Origin of the sequence: Paenibacillus arenilitoris (assembly GCF_014705655.1) — a bacterium.
GTDB classification, from domain to species: Bacteria; Bacillota; Bacilli; order Paenibacillales; family Paenibacillaceae; genus Pristimantibacillus; species Pristimantibacillus arenilitoris.
This window is the reverse complement of sequence record NZ_JACXIY010000027.1, coordinates 51794-66885: the sequence shown is the minus strand read 5'-3', so window position 1 is coordinate 66885 and position 15092 is coordinate 51794. Positions and strand designations below refer to the sequence as shown.

The following is a 15092-nucleotide window of genomic DNA, read 5'->3' as shown; positions in this document are numbered from 1 at the left end:
ACAGGGGAGGGGAAGGAACATGCTGTTAAATCGCGCAAGCGTCGGCGAACGATGGCGGATCCGGCCCGACGGGCCGGCCAAAGTGACCGGCTCCCTCGAATATTTGACGGACATGGCCAGAGAAGGCATGCTGCATGGGCTCGTCCTGAGAAGCGAGTACCCGCACGCCCGCATCCGCTCGATTCGGACGGATCAGGCGAAGCGGCTGGAGGGCGTGCACGGCGTGCTTACGTATTTGGACGTACCGGGGCTTAACGCCTTCGGCATCGCGCGGCCAGACCAGCCGGTGCTGTGCGAGGACCGCGTCAGGTATGTCGGCGACGCGGTGGCGTGCGTCGCAGCGGAAACGCCTGAACTAGCGGCCCGGGCGCTAGCGTTGATCGAAGTCGATTACGAATTGCTGCCGGTCGTCGCCGGCCCGATCGAGGCGCTGCGGGGCGACGCGCCGCAGCTGCACCCGCAGGGCAACGCGCTCCATCGGACATCATTTCGCAGAGGCGACGTCGAGGAAGGTTTCAAGCAATGCGCGCATATCGTCGAAGAGACTTACGAGACGCCGCGCCAAATGCACACGTACATGGAGACGGAGGGCGGATTGTTCGTTCCCGAGGCGGACGGCAGGCTGACCGTCTATTCCCCGACGCAGCACGGATTTATGGACCGCATGCAGCTGTCGCGCATATTGGCGGTTCCGCAGCAATCGATCCGGGTCGTATCCAGCCCGATCGGCGGGTCGTTCGGCGGCAAGGACGAATTGAACGTGCAGCCGTACGGCGCCCTGCTGGCGATGCATACGGGTCGGCCCGTCAAAATCCACCAGACCAGATGGGAATCGGTGCGCGCGGGACTGAAGCGGCATCCGATGCGCATCGCGATGAAGACGGGAACGGACGCGGCCGGCCGGTTGATCGCCCATCGGGCGAGCATCGTGGCGGACACGGGTCCTTATTCGACGCTTGGCGCCGAGGTGCTGAATTTCGCGACGGAGCATGTTATCGGCCCTTATCGTTACGATCATGTGGACGTGGAGGGCGTATCGGCCTTTACGAACAACGGCATGTCGGGCGAGTTCCGCGGCTTCGGCGGCAATCAGGCGATCTTCGCGCTTGAAGGGCAGATGGACCGGCTGGCCGAGCGGCTCGGGATGGACCCGTGGGCATTCCGCAAGCTGAACCTTCGAAGGCCGGAGGATCCGGGGCCGTTCGATCAGCCGATCGCCGCGACGGAAGGCGCGGTCAAGGTGTGGGAGGCGATCGCCGAATGCTCCCTGTGGCTGGAGAGAGGGGCGCCGGCGGAATCAGGCCAGGCTATGCTCGAGCCCTGGATAAAAACCGGCATCGGCGCCGCCTTCACGATGCACGGAGCGGGGCTCGGCGTCGGCATTCCCGACCCGGCGGGAGGGCGGCTGACGCTAGCGCCGGACGGAAAGATCGAAGCGGCGTTCGGCTACGAGGAATTCGGCCAGGGACTGATCGCGACGCTTGAGCTAATGCTGATCGAACAATTCGGATTCGCGGCCGACGATATTCGCATTATAATTGGCGATACGGATGCCGTGCCCGACAGCGGCTCGACGACCGCGTCCCGGGCGACGTCGATGATGTGGAAGTCGCTTCGGCGGCTTAAGGAACCGTTCGCTTCGCGTCTGCTGGAGCGGGCCGCATCCGTCCTTGACGCCGAGACCGGAGAGCTTCGGCTCGGCGAAGGCGGCATTCGGGAGCGGGCCGGCGAAGCGCTGCTGCTCACGTACCGGGAGCTGGCAGATGCGGAACAAAGTCCGATCCGCTGCGAGACGTCGTTCTCGTTCCCGACATCGCCTACCGATCGGGTCGGCGCGCATTTCATGTACACCTATTCCGCCGTTGCCGCGAAGGTGGAGCTCAACGTATTGACCGGGCGGGTCAAAGTACTCCGGCAGTTCCACGCCGTTGCGGCTGGACCGGTCATGAATCCGCAAGGCTACCTCGGCCAGATCGAAGGCGGGAGCAGCATGGCGCTCGGCTTCGCGCTGCTGGAGGACGCGGTGATGGAAGAGGGGCGCTACATGACGCGGAATTTGGATACGTATCTGGTGCCGACGATCGCCGATCAGAGAGGGGCGGTCGACGTTCTGCCGATCGAGCATTTGCCGGAAGGCGACGAGCACGGTCCGCGCGGAATTGGCGAAGTCGGCTCCGTCACCTTGGGGCCGGCCATCGCCGCGGCGATTCGGCAGGCCAGCGGGAAGTGGGTAACGAGGCTGCCGGTCGATCCGGCCAGCTTGCAGGAAACGCCGGTTTTTCTAAGCGAGGCGGTGAACGGGGGATGAGCGAAGGGGAAACCGTAAAGAATGAGTACGACGAGCTGAGGTGCACGATCAACGGTACGGACTATTCGATAGCCGCCCCGCCTTCCGAGCGGCTGCTTATGATTTTGCGGGATAGACTAGGACTGACGGGGACGAAGCGTTCCTGCGATATCGGGCGATGCGGCGCATGCATGGTGTTGATCGACGGCAAGTCGGTGAACGCATGTCTGGCGATGGCGTACCAGTGCGGCGGCAAACGCATCACGACCATCGAGGGCGTCGCCGCCGGCGGAATCGATCCGATCCAGCAGGCGTTTCTGGAAGAAGGCGGCTTCCAATGCGGCTACTGCACGCCGGGCATGATCGTGTCGGTCGCGGCGCTGCTGGGCGAGCATCCGGACCCGACCGACGATGAAATCGCCGAGGCGCTATCCGGCAACCTATGCCGGTGCACCGGATACGGCGGAATATGGCGGGCCGTTAAGCGCGCCATCGAAGCGCGGAGATCCGCTGCTACATGATGGTCGCCGAACCCTTGCTCGCGCGGCGCAGCAAACCAATTCGAGCGGCCGGTCCGAAACCGAATGCGGAGCCGGCCGCAGCACACGAGGAGTAAAGGAAATGGCGATATCGATCGAACAAATGAACGGCCTCGACAAAGAACGATTCGTGGTGCTGCTCGGCACGATTTTCGAGCATTCGCCTTGGATTGCGGAGGCAGCCTGGCCATTGCGGCCGTTCGCTTCGGCGGAAGAGCTTCATGCGGTGATGATGAATATCGTAAGGGAGTCGCGTACGGAGACGATCGTCGACCTGTTCCGTTCCCACCCGGATCTCGGCACCCGGCTTGCGGTCGCCGAATATTCGGCGAAGGAGCAGCAGGGCGCAGGGCTTCATCGGCTGACGCCGGAGGAATACGGCCGATTCGACGAATTGAACCGGACTTACGTGGAGAGATTCGGTTTTCCGTTTATTTTGGCGGTGAGAGGGAAGACGAAGGAGGACATACTCGCGTCGATGGAGGAGAGACTGCGCCACACAGCTTCCGAGGAAGCGGAGACGGCGCTGTCCGAGATCGCGAAGATTACCGGATTCCGCTTGAAGGATTTGATCACGGAGTAGGAATAGGGGGAGACGCGATGCTGAAACTGCGCGGCGGAAGAACGTTGTACTACGGCAAGGGGGACGTGCTCAGCTACCGGACTTACGCGGCCCCGCTCGCGGTCAAGCCGATACCGGAATCGCCTTACGCGGGTGACGAGAACATTATTTTTGCCCACAACATCAAGTTTTCCGTAAGCGGCGAATCGCTGCTGACCTCGTTCACGGAAGGGGATAATTCGCAAGTCGTCGCAACCGATTCGATGAAAAATTTTATTCTCAGGGAAACCTCGAATTACGGCGGATGCACGACGGAGGGGCTGCTCGCCTTTCTAGCCGAGCGATTCCTCGAGCGGTACCCGCACATCGACGAGCTTGCGATCGAAGCCGACCGGCTTCCGTTCAGCGCCGTGACCGTTGCGGACGGGGGTGGCTGGAGCGCCAGCGATCTTGTATTCCGCCGCTCCCACAACGAGCACGCGGGCGCCAGCTTGCGCTGGCGGCGGGAGGATGGCGGGGCGAAGCTGCTGAAGCAGGAGAGCGCGTTATCCCGTGTCCAGCTCATCAAAGTAAGGGGCAGCTCGTTCTACGGCTTCGTGCGCGACGAGTACACGACGTTGCCCGAGAGCCATGACCGTCCATTATTTATTTTTCTGGACATATTCTGGACGTATGAGAACGCGGCGGACGCGATCGACGGCGGGCGCGGCAAATACGTTCCTTCCGAGCAGGTGCACGATCTTGCGCACACCGTATTCCATTCTGTCCATTCGCCATCCATTCAATCGTTGATCTATGCCATCGGGCAGCGCATTCTTGTCAGCTTCCCGCAGCTGTCGGAAGTGAGGTTCGAATCGAATAACCGGACATGGGAGACGGTCGTCGAACCGGCCGATCCGGCATCCGCCGGCGTGTATACGGAACCGCGGCCGCCTTACGGCTTTCAGGGCTTCACTTTAACGCGGGAGGACCTTTCCGAAGGGAACGGCCGGACATGAGCGGCCGGATCACGACGCATGTGCTCGATCTGTCGGTAGGCGGTCCGGCCGCGGGCGTTGCGATCGAGCTATGGTTTTTTGGAGAGCTGGGCGGTATCGACGCCGCTCGGGATCCCTTGCTGCTCGGCACTTTCGTCACGAACCGGGACGGCCGCGTCGACCGGCCGCTTCTCGAAGGGGATGCGATGAAGCCGGGCGTCTATGAACTTGCGTTCGCGGCCGGAGATTATTTTCGGAGCGGCAATGGGTCCCGGCTGCTGCCCGAGCTGCTGTTCGACCGGATCCCGATCAGGTTCCGCCTTCGGGACTGCCGGTCGCATTACCACGTGCCGCTTCTGGTCGCTCCAGGCGGCTACAGCACGTATCGCGGAAGCTAGACGAGAAAGGGGGAGGACCGCTATGATTGAGCCTATCGTACAAGCGGCGGAGGAAGATCGTCTTCTGATAGAGAAGCTGCCCAAGGTCGATTTGCATGTGCACCTCGACGGCAGCGTCAAGCCCGAAACGATCAGGGAGCTCGCCGCGGCGCAGCAACAGCCTCTCCCGACCGCTTCGGACGAAGCGCTTCGCGCTAGCATGCAGGTCGACGAGCATTGCGAAGATTTGACACAATATTTGAGCAAATTCGGCTTCGTCCTGCCTTATTTGCAGACCGGCCCAGCGCTCGAGCGCGTCGCGTACGAGCTTGTCGGGCAGGCGGCGGAGCAGCGGGTCAAATACGTCGAGGTCCGGTTCGCGCCGCAGCTTCATCGGCTGAAGGGCTTATCGATCCGGGAGGCGATCGGCCGCGTGACGGAAGGATTAAGGCATGGCGAGCGGACGTTCGGGACGGTTGCACGGGCCATCGCAATCTGTATGCGCAGCCATTCTGATGAGCTGAATAAGGCGGTCGTCGAGGAAGCGGCATTGTTCCTTGGAAAAGGGGTCGTGGCCGTCGATCTGGCCGGCGACGAAGCGTCGTTCCCGCCGGAGCGGTTCCGCCGCTTGTTCGCGGATGCCCGGCGGCTTGGCCTGCCGATTACGATTCATGCCGGCGAAGCGGCCGGCGCGGACAACGTGCGGGAGGCTGTTATGGGACTCGGCGCGCAGCGAATCGGCCACGGCGTACGCATGCTCGAGGATCCTTCCGTCGTCAAGCTCGTCAAAGAGATGAAAATTCCGCTCGAAATGTGTCCGCTCAGCAATATCCAGACGAAGGCCGTCAAAGGATGGGAGGCTTACCCGATCCGGCGTTACATGGAGCAGGGGATCATCGTGACGGTGAACACCGATAACATGACGGTGTCCGGTACGACGATTCAGAAGGAGTTCGATCTTCTGGCCGAGCATTTCGGACTGACGGCGCTCGAGGCGGCCGGGCTCGTCATGAACGGGGCGAGGGCGGCGTTTCTCGAGGAAGAGAAGAAGCGCTCGCTGATCCGCGGTTTCGAGGACGAGCTGGCGACGCTCGGGATCGGGCCTGAGGAGGCGTGAGTCGGTGCGGTATGGCTAAATATACGGGCGGTATATGGAGACTCGGCGTCTGCTGAAGACGCGGAGTCTCTTTTTTATGATCAGGCGGGGTAGACTGGGAGGACCTTGTCTATTGTTTCCAAACGCGGCGCAGGTTGCTATACTTAAAAGGACGGCAATCATCTCTTCGTACGCTTCGTACGTTTAAGTTAGGAGGCTGCAAGAGTGAAACAGAGCAAGGTGCGTGACGGGGTATTCGGATTCTGCGTCGGGGACGCTTTGGGCGTGCCGGTCGAGTTTTTGTCGCGGAGTTCGCTGACCAAGGATCCGGTCGAGGATATGATCGGTTACGGCTCCCACTCGCAGCCGGCGGGCACATGGTCCGATGACAGCTCCCTGTTGTTCTGCTTAATGGAAAGCGCGGCCTTGTATCCGCAGATCGACTTGGTGGATCTGGCCGACCGCTTCACGAAATGGTACAAAGAAGGCTACTGGACGCCCCACGGGGTCGTGTTCGATGTCGGAATCGCTACCGCCGAGGCGATCGGCCGGTTTAAACAGCATTGCATCCGACCGGATTTCGCGGGCGGCGCCGATGAGTATAGCAACGGGAACGGGTCGTTAATGCGGATTTTGCCGCTGGCTTATTTGTTAAAGGACGAAAGTTTCGAGGATCGGGCGGCGATTATCGCGCAGGTATCCTCGCTGACGCACCGGCATCGGGTTTCGATCATCGCGTGCGTCATGTACGTCGAGCTTACGCTGCATCTGCTCGAAGGCGCGACTCCTTCGGAGAGCGTGTCGCGCATGAGGGAGACGATTCTATCGGCTTACGGCTACGAGGAGCGTCAGGTGATGGCCCGGTTCGACCGGCTGCTGAAGGACGATCTGGCGGCGCTGCCGATGGAGGACATCGAGTCGTCGGGGTACGTGATTCATACGCTCGAAGCGAGCATCTGGAGCTTGCTTACGACGGAAAGCTATAAGGACGCCGTGCTCCGCGCCGTCAATCTGGGCGACGATACGGATACGACGGGCGCCGTTACCGGCGGGCTGGCCGGCATCTATTACGGCTTGGAGAGCATTCCCGCCGAATGGATAAACGATCTGGCGAGGCTGGGCGATATCGAGGATCTGTGCAGGCGGTTTGAAGCCGTTGCCGGTTGACGAACCGGAGCAACGCAGATTTTGTACAGCCCAGTGGAACGAGCTTTATCGGAAATGGAAATCGGGCATCGCCAAGCGGATCTTGGACGCGCTCGAAGCGAAGGCGGCGGACTTGAACTACCGGACCGTGAAGCTGGAAACCGGCGAAGCGCAGCGCGAGGCCGTCGGCTTTTATAAGAAAAACGGCTATCGCCTAATCGATAATTTCGGCGAATATGAAGGCTGCGACTTTAGCATTTGCTTTGGAAAAACATTGTAACATCGAGCGAGGTGCGAACATGCGAAGCCGGCTTGCAGAGCATAGGGATATCGAACACCTCATGCAAATGAGGTTTGATTTTACACTGGAGCATAACAAGGAACTCATCCTGACCGAGAAGGAGACGGAGGAATACCGGAACGAGGCTATGCAATTTCTGCGGCGGGCCATCGGTTCGGAGCAGTGGTTTATTTGGGTGGCGGAGCTGGAAGGCCGCGTTGTGTCGCACATCTTTCTCGAAGCCGTACATAAAGTTCCGCGGCCGGGGCGAACGACGAATCCTTTTCTCTACATGACGAACGTCTATACATTGCCTGCTTATCGAGGTCAAGGGGTCGGCAGTGCGCTGCTGGGACATATCGAGGCATGGGCGAAGGAGCGGAAATTCGAATTCGTTATCGTATGGCCTAGCGAGGAGAGCGTAGGTTTTTACGGAAAATCCGGCTATGCGCGCTGCTCGGAGCCGATGGAACTCATGCTTTCGTAAAACACGTAAAAAACGGAGCCGGAGAGCTCCGTTTTTTGTTCGGAGGGAAACGGTTTCGATGAACGCTGATTGGACGCTGCTGGAATACGGCGTTTAGCCGCTTGCCTTCCCGATCACGCGCGAAGGAAAGGAAGTTCGACTTTCGTGCGACTGCGTAACTTATGTTTCGCTGCGCGCATGAGTGAGAGGCGTGCAAGCCGTACTCGTGGAGATGGTCAGAATTGAGACTATATTTTTCGGTCCTTATTGAAAGGGGAACTTCATGCGTATAAGAGAAGCTCGCGTAGATGACGTCGAGAAAATCGCGGGGATCCACGTAGCAAGTTGGCAATCTACCTATAAAGGCATCATTTCGGAGACGTATTTGTCGAATTTGACCATCGAGAGCAGGGTTAAAAACTGGTTATGGACATTTAATAACTTGAACGATTTTGAAAAAGTATTCGTAGCGGAAACGGAAGAAGGAAATATTGTCGGTTTTTCCAACGGCGGCCGCAGCCGATATCATGAATATAAGCACGATGGGGAATTGTATGCCATTTATTTGTTGAAGAACTATCAACGATTAGGGATCGGAAGGATGCTTTTCCGTTCGGTTGTCGAATCGCTAAAAGAAAACGGCTGCACTTCGATGATGCTGTGGGTTCTGGAAAACAATCCGGCGGTATCGTTCTATAAATCGTTAGGCGGTCGGTCGATCGGCCGGAAGACGATTACGATCGGCGGGGATCGCTTGGTCGAACTTGCGATTGGTTGGGATAGCTTATAATGTGCAATGAACAGGATGATCGCTTTGAAAAAAAATTTGGTCCGAATGTTACTCGGGATAACCACGCTGCTCGCGGCGTACGTTTGTTATTCGGCTTATGAAATCTGGTCGTTCGGCAAAATCGATCAGCTCCGGAAAGCCGACGCGGTCATCGTACTTGGCGCAGCGGCGTGGGGGGACGAGCCGTCTCCGGTGCTGAGGGAGAGGATTAATCATGCGATCCGGCTTCATGAACAGGGGTATGCGGATAAGCTCATCTTCACGGGCGGCAAAGGCGAAGGCGACCGCTATGCCGAGTCGGAAGTTGCCAGGGCGTACGCGATCAAGCGTGGCGTTGGCGCCGAGCATATTGTAATCGAGACGGAATCCAAAATAACGGAACAAAATCTTCAGTACGCGAGCAGACTCGCATCGCAGCATCGGTTAAGCTCTTTCCTGGTCGTAAGCGACCCGCTGCATATGAAGCGGGCGATGCTGATGGCCGAACATGCAGGGCTGGAAGCCTATTCGTCGCCAACCCGAACATCGGCCTATCAGTCGTGGAACAGCCGGATTCCTTTCCTGCTCCGGGAGCTGTTTTTTTACGTCGGCTACAAGTGCAGCCGGGCGTTCCGGTAAGGCATAGAAAATGCGGAAATGCGCAATCTAACTATTGGTCTATAGGGACTGGAAAATAGGTTTAAGGAGGAGTGGCCAATGATGAATCGGAATTTACAGCAAATCGCCGCCGACGCAAAAGAAAACGAGCAGCTGTTCCATGCGCAGCAGGAAGTACAGCGGGCGCATGAGCGCCTGCAGGAAGAAAACGAAGAGCTGTTGGAAGCCGAGCAGGCTCTCCAAGCGAATATGCAGCATGTGCTGCAGGCGCAGCAGCAGGTCCGCAAGGAACAGCAGGATGTTCAGCAGGCGCAGCAGAACCTTCAGCAAGCGCAAGCGAATGCAAGAGCTTATCAAAATCAGCCGCTTCAATAAACTATCGCTTCAAAAAAGCCGTCGATCGTTAAAATCGGCGGTTTTTTTGTCTCCCGAGTATGGTACGATTTGGGTAAGGATGCGAAAAACGCCTATTTTTAAATGCGACAATCGATCGTAAGGGGGAGCCTCGATTGAAACCGAAAGCGGTATTGTTCGATTTGTTCGAAACGCTCGTCACGGAATTTCGGGACGGCCGGCGGATGACGGAGAGAAAGACGGATTACATGGCGCTAATCGGATTATCGAACGAAGAGTTCAAGAGGGAATGGGGGAGCAGGGCGGCCCGGCGGATGACCGGCGAGCTTGCGGACTACCGCGCGGTGCTGGCGGAGATGCTGGCAAGCCGCGGCTTGCCTAATCCGAAGGATACGGTCGAACGGCTCTATGAAGCTCGCATTCAAGAGAAGACGCTGCCCTTCCGGGACATTCATCCGGCGATTACGGAGCTGCTGGGCAGCTTGCGCGAGCAGCGTATCCGGATCGGCCTCATCAGCAATTGCACCGAAGAAGAGGTGCGCTTCCTGCATCAAAGCGAGCTGGCGCCTTATTTCGACGATATCGTGCTCTCCTATGAGGTCGGCTTGGCCAAGCCGGATCGAGAGATTTATCGGCTTGGGTGCCGCAGGCTGGCGATCGAGCCCGAGGAAGCGGTCTTCGTAGGCGACGGAGGCTCCCGCGAATTGGAGGGCGCACGCGAAGCGGGCATTCGGGCGCTGCACGCCTGCTGGTTCAACGCGCATATTCCGAGCGGCTTCGAGAAGCTGCATGCCCCGTCCGAGCTGCTGGACCGAATAAGGAAATCATCATAACCGAAATTTCACTTTTTGTTACCGATCGTATACGATTTAATAAAAGCATAACGACTAATCGATAGGGAGGCGCTTTGGATGAAGCTGATCGACCAGCAGATCAAACAATTCGCGCATATTCATTGGGCGGACAACGAAGCCGTTCGCGCGTTAAAGGAAGCCGGCATAACAGGCGGCAAACCGTTGTCGCTGCTCGGCCACATCGCCGCGGCGGAGAAGGTGTGGCTCGGCCGAATAAACGGATCGGAAGGGGCGCCTTATCCGGTATGGCCGGAGATCGGCCTCGCGGAATGCGAGCGGCTGCTCGCCGAAAACAAGCAAGGGTACGACGATTTGCTCGGGCGGCTGACAGACGAGAGGCTAACGGAGACGATCGAGTACCGGACCAGCATGGGGACGGAATTTCGCACGTCCGTCATCGATATTCTGACCCACGTATTCCTGCACGGAAGCTATCATCGCGGGCAAATTGCGATGCTGCTTAGGAATGAGGGAGCGGATCCCCTCATTACGGACTATATCCTGTTCGTGCGATAGTACGAGAAATAACGGCGGAATCGAGGTTGAACGATGGAGAGGATATCGTTTAGTATAGGAAAGGGCCGTTTGCCGCTGCAAGGCGAGAGCCATGATCGCGCGGATTAACGGAGCGTTCGGCGCTTGGTGTACGACCGCGTCGCGACGCAGACCGGGCCTAATCGGTATGAATGAAATCGCATTTTACTACCAGGAGGATCAGCATGTCTAACTTAATGGAGAACAAAGTCATCGTCGTCATGGGCGTCGCGAACGACCGAAGCATCGCTTGGGGAGTCGCGAAATCGCTCCATCAACAGGGAGCAAAGCTCATTTTTACATATCGGAAGGAACGTTCGCTCGAGAAGCTGCAAAAGCTGCTGGAGCAGCACCAGATCGCTGCGCTGCAGACGGTTTCTTGCGATGTGCTCGACGATGTCAGCATTGCAGAGGCTTTCACGCAAATCGAGCGGTCGACGGGCGCCATCCACGGCGTCGTCCATTCGGTCGCGTTCGCCGAGAAGGACGAGCTGCAGGGCGAATACGTCGATACGACGAGAGAAGGCTACAACCTTGCGCAGAACGCCAGCTCGTATTCGCTCGTCGCGGTTGCGCGGGAAGCGAAGCGCCTGATGACCGAGGGCGGCAGCATCGTAACCCAGACGTATATCGGCGCGGAACGCGTCGTCAAAAATTACAACGTCATGGGCGTGGCGAAGGCGGCGCTCGAAGCGAGCGTCATGTACCTGGCCGAAGATTTGGGCAAATACGGCATTCGCGTCAATGCGGTGTCCGCGGGTCCGATCCGCACGCTGGCGGCGAAGGGCGTATCGGGTTTTAACGACATCATGACGACGATCGAGGAGAAAGCGCCGCTCAGACGCAACATCGATCAGGACGAGGTGGGAGACGCGACGATGTTCTTGCTCAGCCGGTTGTCCAGAGGCATTACCGGCGAAGTGCTCCATGTCGACGCGGGCTACCACGTTTTGGGGATGTAATCGGGTCCAATCATAGAAACGCAATAGAATTGCGATAGAAAACCCCGTCATAATGAGGTATGATCATGAATGGAACGATATCCCATTCATGGAGGGCGTTTAATTGATGGAACAATTAGATGTAACGAATGCGATGAAGCGGATTGCGGTTACGAACGCATGCGTAGCCGGCTCGACCTTCGTCAACGTGGATGCCGGACGGCTGCATATGGAGAACATTAATTTATCCGGCACGAAAATTACCGACGCGAACATGAGCGACCTCGAGATCGACGGCGCGCAGCTCGGCGGGGCATACATCCATAATATCGGGCTCCCTCCGGAAGGCCATCCGAATTACGAGCCGGGCAAGACGCAGCGGCCGCTGCGGTTCGAGAATTGCATGCTGAACGGGAGCACGATTGCCGATTGCGACTTAAGCGGCGTTGAACTAACGAACTGCACGATGACGGGGCTGACCATAGACGGAATTCCGGTCGAAGAGCTGCTGGAAGCGTACAAGAAGCTTAACCGATAAGGGAAAAACGGAAAGGGCTGCCCATTCGGGTCAGCCCTTTCCGCTTGCCAGCGCTCCCTCGATCGTCCGGTTTACCGCCTGTACGTCGACATCCGCCGTGACGATATCCTTCAGATCGTATTTCGTTTTCAGCTTCAGGATGCGGTACACGCTTTCGTCCAATCGTTCTTCGGTTAGCTTGCCTTCCTCCACGCTTTTTTTAAGCGCCTCGAGCACTTCCACCTGCATGCCATGATCATGACCGATCAGAATGATATCGCTGCCGGCCAGCACCGAGCGTACGGCCGAATCTCCGATGTCGTAATGCTTCGTAATGCCGCCCATCGTCATATCGTCGGTTATGACGACGCCGTCGTAGGCGAGCTTATTCCTTAACAAATCCGTAATTACCTTCCCCGACATCGAAGCCGGATAGTTCTTATCGATAGCCGGAATCAACAAATGCGCGATCATGATCGCGTCGGCCTGCCGCTTCACCGCCTCGGCGAACGGGAGCAGCTCGAACGCTTCCAGCTCGCTTAAGCTTTTGCCGACGACCGGCAGATCGAGATGGGAGTCGACCGACGTATCGCCATGTCCGGGAAAATGCTTCACGACAGCGGCTACATGCTCGGACTGAATCGCCTCCATCGTCGCGAGGCCGTGCCTGATGACCGTATCCGGATCGGCGCCGAAGGAACGGTCCCCGATGACCGGATTCATGGGATTGCTATTAATGTCGAGAACGGGGGCAAAATCCATGTTGAACCCGAGCGAACGCACCGCTTCGCCGATCGCCTCGCCGACGCGCTTCGTATACGCTTCATCGTTCGCCCCGCCGATCAGTCCCGCGGACGGAAGCTTCTTGAACTGCTCCTCCGGCAGCCGGTTGACCTTGCCGCCTTCCTGATCGAGGCTTAGCCAGAGCGGCGTCTTGTTGGAAGCGTTCGCAGCCTTGAGCTGATTAAGCATAGAAACGGTCTGCTCGGCGTTCTCGATGTTGTTTTTGTACAGGATGAAACCGCCGACCCGGTATCGTTCGATCATTTGTTTCGTTTCGTTCTGAATGGACGTGCCTTCCAGGCCGACAAGCACCATCTGTCCGATCTTCTCGTCGACGGACATGCCGCCGACGACGTCCTTGATCGGGTCGGCCGGCTCCGGCGTAGGGGTCGGAGAAGGTTCGGGTGCCTGCGACGCTTCGGCGGTCTGCCCGGGCGTTGCGCCCGGGCTCGGCATGTTTCCCCCGCCGCCGGGCGGCGCGGCCTTGCCGCAGCCCGATAATAAGCAAAAAACAATGATGGCGAGTGCTGAAGCGGTTTTTATTTTCATGGAAAATCCTCCTTTTTGTGCAATATCCCCATGAACCGGATGCTTCATACTTCCATTGCTATTATATACCTCTCGATCCGGAAGACCCGAATAATTGCAAATTTCTAATCATAGAATGAAACGTTTGGTAGGCATCGGCTTGCATCCAAGGTGAGAAGAGGAGGAATTCGCATGGAAAATACGCCTCGGTCCCCGTTCATCGTGAACCGGGTGCCGCAGCCCATTCGCAGCGACGGTGCGGGAAACGTCGACCGCGGCCCCCGCGACGTCATGCGAGACATCGAAAATCCGGATATGCTCGTACCGCCCGAAACGGATGCCGGGCTCGTTCCGAATCTTAAATTCTCGTTCTCCGACACGCATATGCAGCTGAATCACGGCGGCTGGTCCAGGGAAATTACGGTTAGGGATTTGCCGATCGCGACGACGCTGGCCGGCGTTAACATGAGTCTGACCGCCGGAGGCGTGAGGGAGCTGCATTGGCATCAGCAGGCGGAGTGGGCCTACATGCTGCTCGGCAAGGCGCGGATTACGGCGGTGGATCAAGCGGGGCGCAATTTTATCGCGGACGTAGGAGAGGGCGACTTATGGTACTTTCCGGCCGGTATTCCGCATTCGATCCAAGGCCTCGAAGGCGGCTGCGAGTTTTTGCTCGTCTTCGACGACGGAAGCTTCTCCGACCTCAATACGCTGTCGATCTCGGATTGGTTCGCGCATACGCCGAAGGAGGTGCTCTCCGCCAACTTCGGCGTCCCGGAAAGCGCGTTCGAATACATTCCGAACCATCAGGTTTACATTTATCAAGATTCCGTGCCCGGTCCGATCGCGAGCGAAGCGGTGCAGTCGCCTTACGGAACCGTTCCGCTCAGCTTTACCCACCGGTTATTGGCGCAGCCGCTGCTCAAGACGCCGGGAGGCAGCGTGCGAATCGTCGATTCCACGAACTTTCCGATATCGAAGACGATTGCCGCCGCCCTCGTCGAAGTCGAGCCGGGAGGCATGAGGGAGCTGCACTGGCATCCCAATCAGGACGAATGGCAGTATTACCTCGCGGGCAAAGGAAGGATGACCGTATTCACCGGTAACGGCACGGCACGCACGTTCGATTACCGGGCCGGCGACGTCGGCTACGTGCCGTTCGCAAACGGCCATTATATTCAAAATACAGGCGACCAGTCGCTCTGGTTTCTCGAAATGTTCAAGAGCAACCGGTTCGCCGACGTCTCGCTCAACCAATGGATGGCGCTGACGCCGCGGCAGCTCGTCCAAAGCAATCTGAGAGTCGGCTCCGAGCTGCTTGACGCGCTGCGCAAAGTGAAGTGGCCCGTCGTGAAGTATCCGCAGCAAGCCGAGAACCAGGAAAAAGGCGAAAAGGGCGAATAAGCGGGAGGCAAAGAAGCTCGGCTTCTTTGCCTTTTTTTTCATGTTTATGCCTCCCGCCGC

Annotated in this window: 18 protein-coding genes; 17 read left to right on the top strand and 1 reads right to left on the bottom strand. The window is 58.2% G+C overall.

The genetic code is table 11. From position 1 onward, the window contains the following. The first annotated feature begins 19 nt into the window (after window positions 1–19). The 16 genes from pucD to IDH41_RS21380 all read left to right on the top strand — a co-directional run bounded on the left by pucD (window position 20) and on the right by IDH41_RS21380 (window position 12338). The gene (pucD, locus tag IDH41_RS21455) at window positions 20–2308 is read left to right on the top strand and encodes a xanthine dehydrogenase subunit D (RefSeq protein ID WP_190864685.1); all 2289 of its coding nucleotides are present in this window, start codon (window positions 20–22) and stop codon (window positions 2306–2308) included. After that, entirely contained in the window at window positions 2305–2808 is a 504-nt protein-coding gene (locus IDH41_RS21450; RefSeq protein WP_190864683.1) for a (2Fe-2S)-binding protein, read from the top strand. Before pucD ends, IDH41_RS21450 begins: the two co-directional genes overlap by 4 nt. A 100-nt stretch (window positions 2809–2908) precedes the next feature. Next, complete coding sequence (gene uraD, locus IDH41_RS21445; protein ID WP_190864681.1) at window positions 2909–3409, top strand: 2-oxo-4-hydroxy-4-carboxy-5-ureidoimidazoline decarboxylase; 501 nt, start codon at window positions 2909–2911, stop codon at window positions 3407–3409. 17 nt (window positions 3410–3426) lie between these two features. Continuing rightward, window positions 3427–4386 carry a factor-independent urate hydroxylase gene (gene pucL, locus IDH41_RS21440; protein WP_190864679.1) on the top strand — a complete coding sequence of 320 codons (960 nt, stop codon included), beginning with the start codon at window positions 3427–3429 and terminating at the stop codon, window positions 4384–4386. Beyond that, window positions 4383–4763: a hydroxyisourate hydrolase gene (gene uraH, locus IDH41_RS21435; RefSeq protein WP_190864677.1), complete on the top strand. Its 381-nt coding sequence runs from the start codon at window positions 4383–4385 to the stop codon at window positions 4761–4763. Before pucL ends, uraH begins: the two co-directional genes overlap by 4 nt. Before the next feature lie 22 nt (window positions 4764–4785). Then, complete coding sequence (gene add / locus IDH41_RS21430; protein ID WP_190864675.1) at window positions 4786–5859, top strand: adenosine deaminase; 1074 nt, start codon at window positions 4786–4788, stop codon at window positions 5857–5859. Window positions 5860–6063: 204 nt separating this feature from the next. After that, entirely contained in the window at window positions 6064–7005 is a 942-nt protein-coding gene (locus IDH41_RS21425; protein ID WP_190864673.1) for an ADP-ribosylglycohydrolase family protein, read from the top strand. After that, window positions 6995–7264: a GNAT family N-acetyltransferase gene (locus IDH41_RS21420; protein WP_190864671.1), complete on the top strand. Its 270-nt coding sequence runs from the start codon at window positions 6995–6997 to the stop codon at window positions 7262–7264. Before IDH41_RS21425 ends, IDH41_RS21420 begins: the two co-directional genes overlap by 11 nt. Window positions 7265–7325: 61 nt before the next feature. Beyond that, window positions 7326–7751: a GNAT family N-acetyltransferase gene (locus IDH41_RS21415; protein ID WP_223829932.1), complete on the top strand. Its 426-nt coding sequence runs from the start codon at window positions 7326–7328 to the stop codon at window positions 7749–7751. A 364-nt stretch (window positions 7752–8115) separates the two neighbouring features. Continuing rightward, window positions 8116–8520 carry a GNAT family N-acetyltransferase gene (locus IDH41_RS21410; protein WP_223829931.1) on the top strand — a complete coding sequence of 135 codons (405 nt, stop codon included), beginning with the start codon at window positions 8116–8118 and terminating at the stop codon, window positions 8518–8520. A 15-nt stretch (window positions 8521–8535) separates the two neighbouring features. Then, complete coding sequence (locus IDH41_RS21405; protein ID WP_190864804.1) at window positions 8536–9138, top strand: YdcF family protein; 603 nt, start codon at window positions 8536–8538, stop codon at window positions 9136–9138. 81 nt (window positions 9139–9219) lie between these two features. Further along, window positions 9220–9492, top strand: a complete 273-nt coding sequence (locus tag IDH41_RS21400; RefSeq protein WP_190864665.1) for a hypothetical protein — start codon at window positions 9220–9222, stop codon at window positions 9490–9492. A gap of 134 nt (window positions 9493–9626) precedes the next feature. Then, window positions 9627–10304, top strand: coding sequence for an HAD family hydrolase (locus tag IDH41_RS21395; protein WP_190864663.1), 678 nt, complete (start codon window positions 9627–9629; stop codon window positions 10302–10304). A 78-nt stretch (window positions 10305–10382) separates the two neighbouring features. Further along, window positions 10383–10841: a DinB family protein gene (locus IDH41_RS21390; RefSeq protein WP_190864661.1), complete on the top strand. Its 459-nt coding sequence runs from the start codon at window positions 10383–10385 to the stop codon at window positions 10839–10841. A gap of 203 nt (window positions 10842–11044) precedes the next feature. Further along, entirely contained in the window at window positions 11045–11821 is a 777-nt protein-coding gene (gene fabI, locus IDH41_RS21385; RefSeq protein ID WP_190864659.1) for an enoyl-ACP reductase FabI, read from the top strand. Window positions 11822–11927: 106 nt separating this feature from the next. Then, window positions 11928–12338, top strand: a complete 411-nt coding sequence (locus IDH41_RS21380) for a pentapeptide repeat-containing protein (RefSeq protein WP_190864657.1) — start codon at window positions 11928–11930, stop codon at window positions 12336–12338. A 30-nt stretch (window positions 12339–12368) separates the two neighbouring features. On the opposite strand, the gene nagZ is transcribed toward IDH41_RS21380, so the two are convergent. Further along, window positions 12369–13649 carry a beta-N-acetylhexosaminidase gene (gene nagZ / locus IDH41_RS21375; RefSeq protein ID WP_190864655.1) on the bottom strand — a complete coding sequence of 427 codons (1281 nt, stop codon included), beginning with the start codon at window positions 13647–13649 and terminating at the stop codon, window positions 12369–12371. Window positions 13650–13820: 171 nt separating this feature from the next. Between nagZ and IDH41_RS21370 the strand changes: the two genes are divergently transcribed. Then, window positions 13821–15032, top strand: a complete 1212-nt coding sequence (locus IDH41_RS21370) for an oxalate decarboxylase family bicupin (RefSeq protein ID WP_190864653.1) — start codon at window positions 13821–13823, stop codon at window positions 15030–15032. Window positions 15033–15092: the final 60 nt, after the last annotated feature.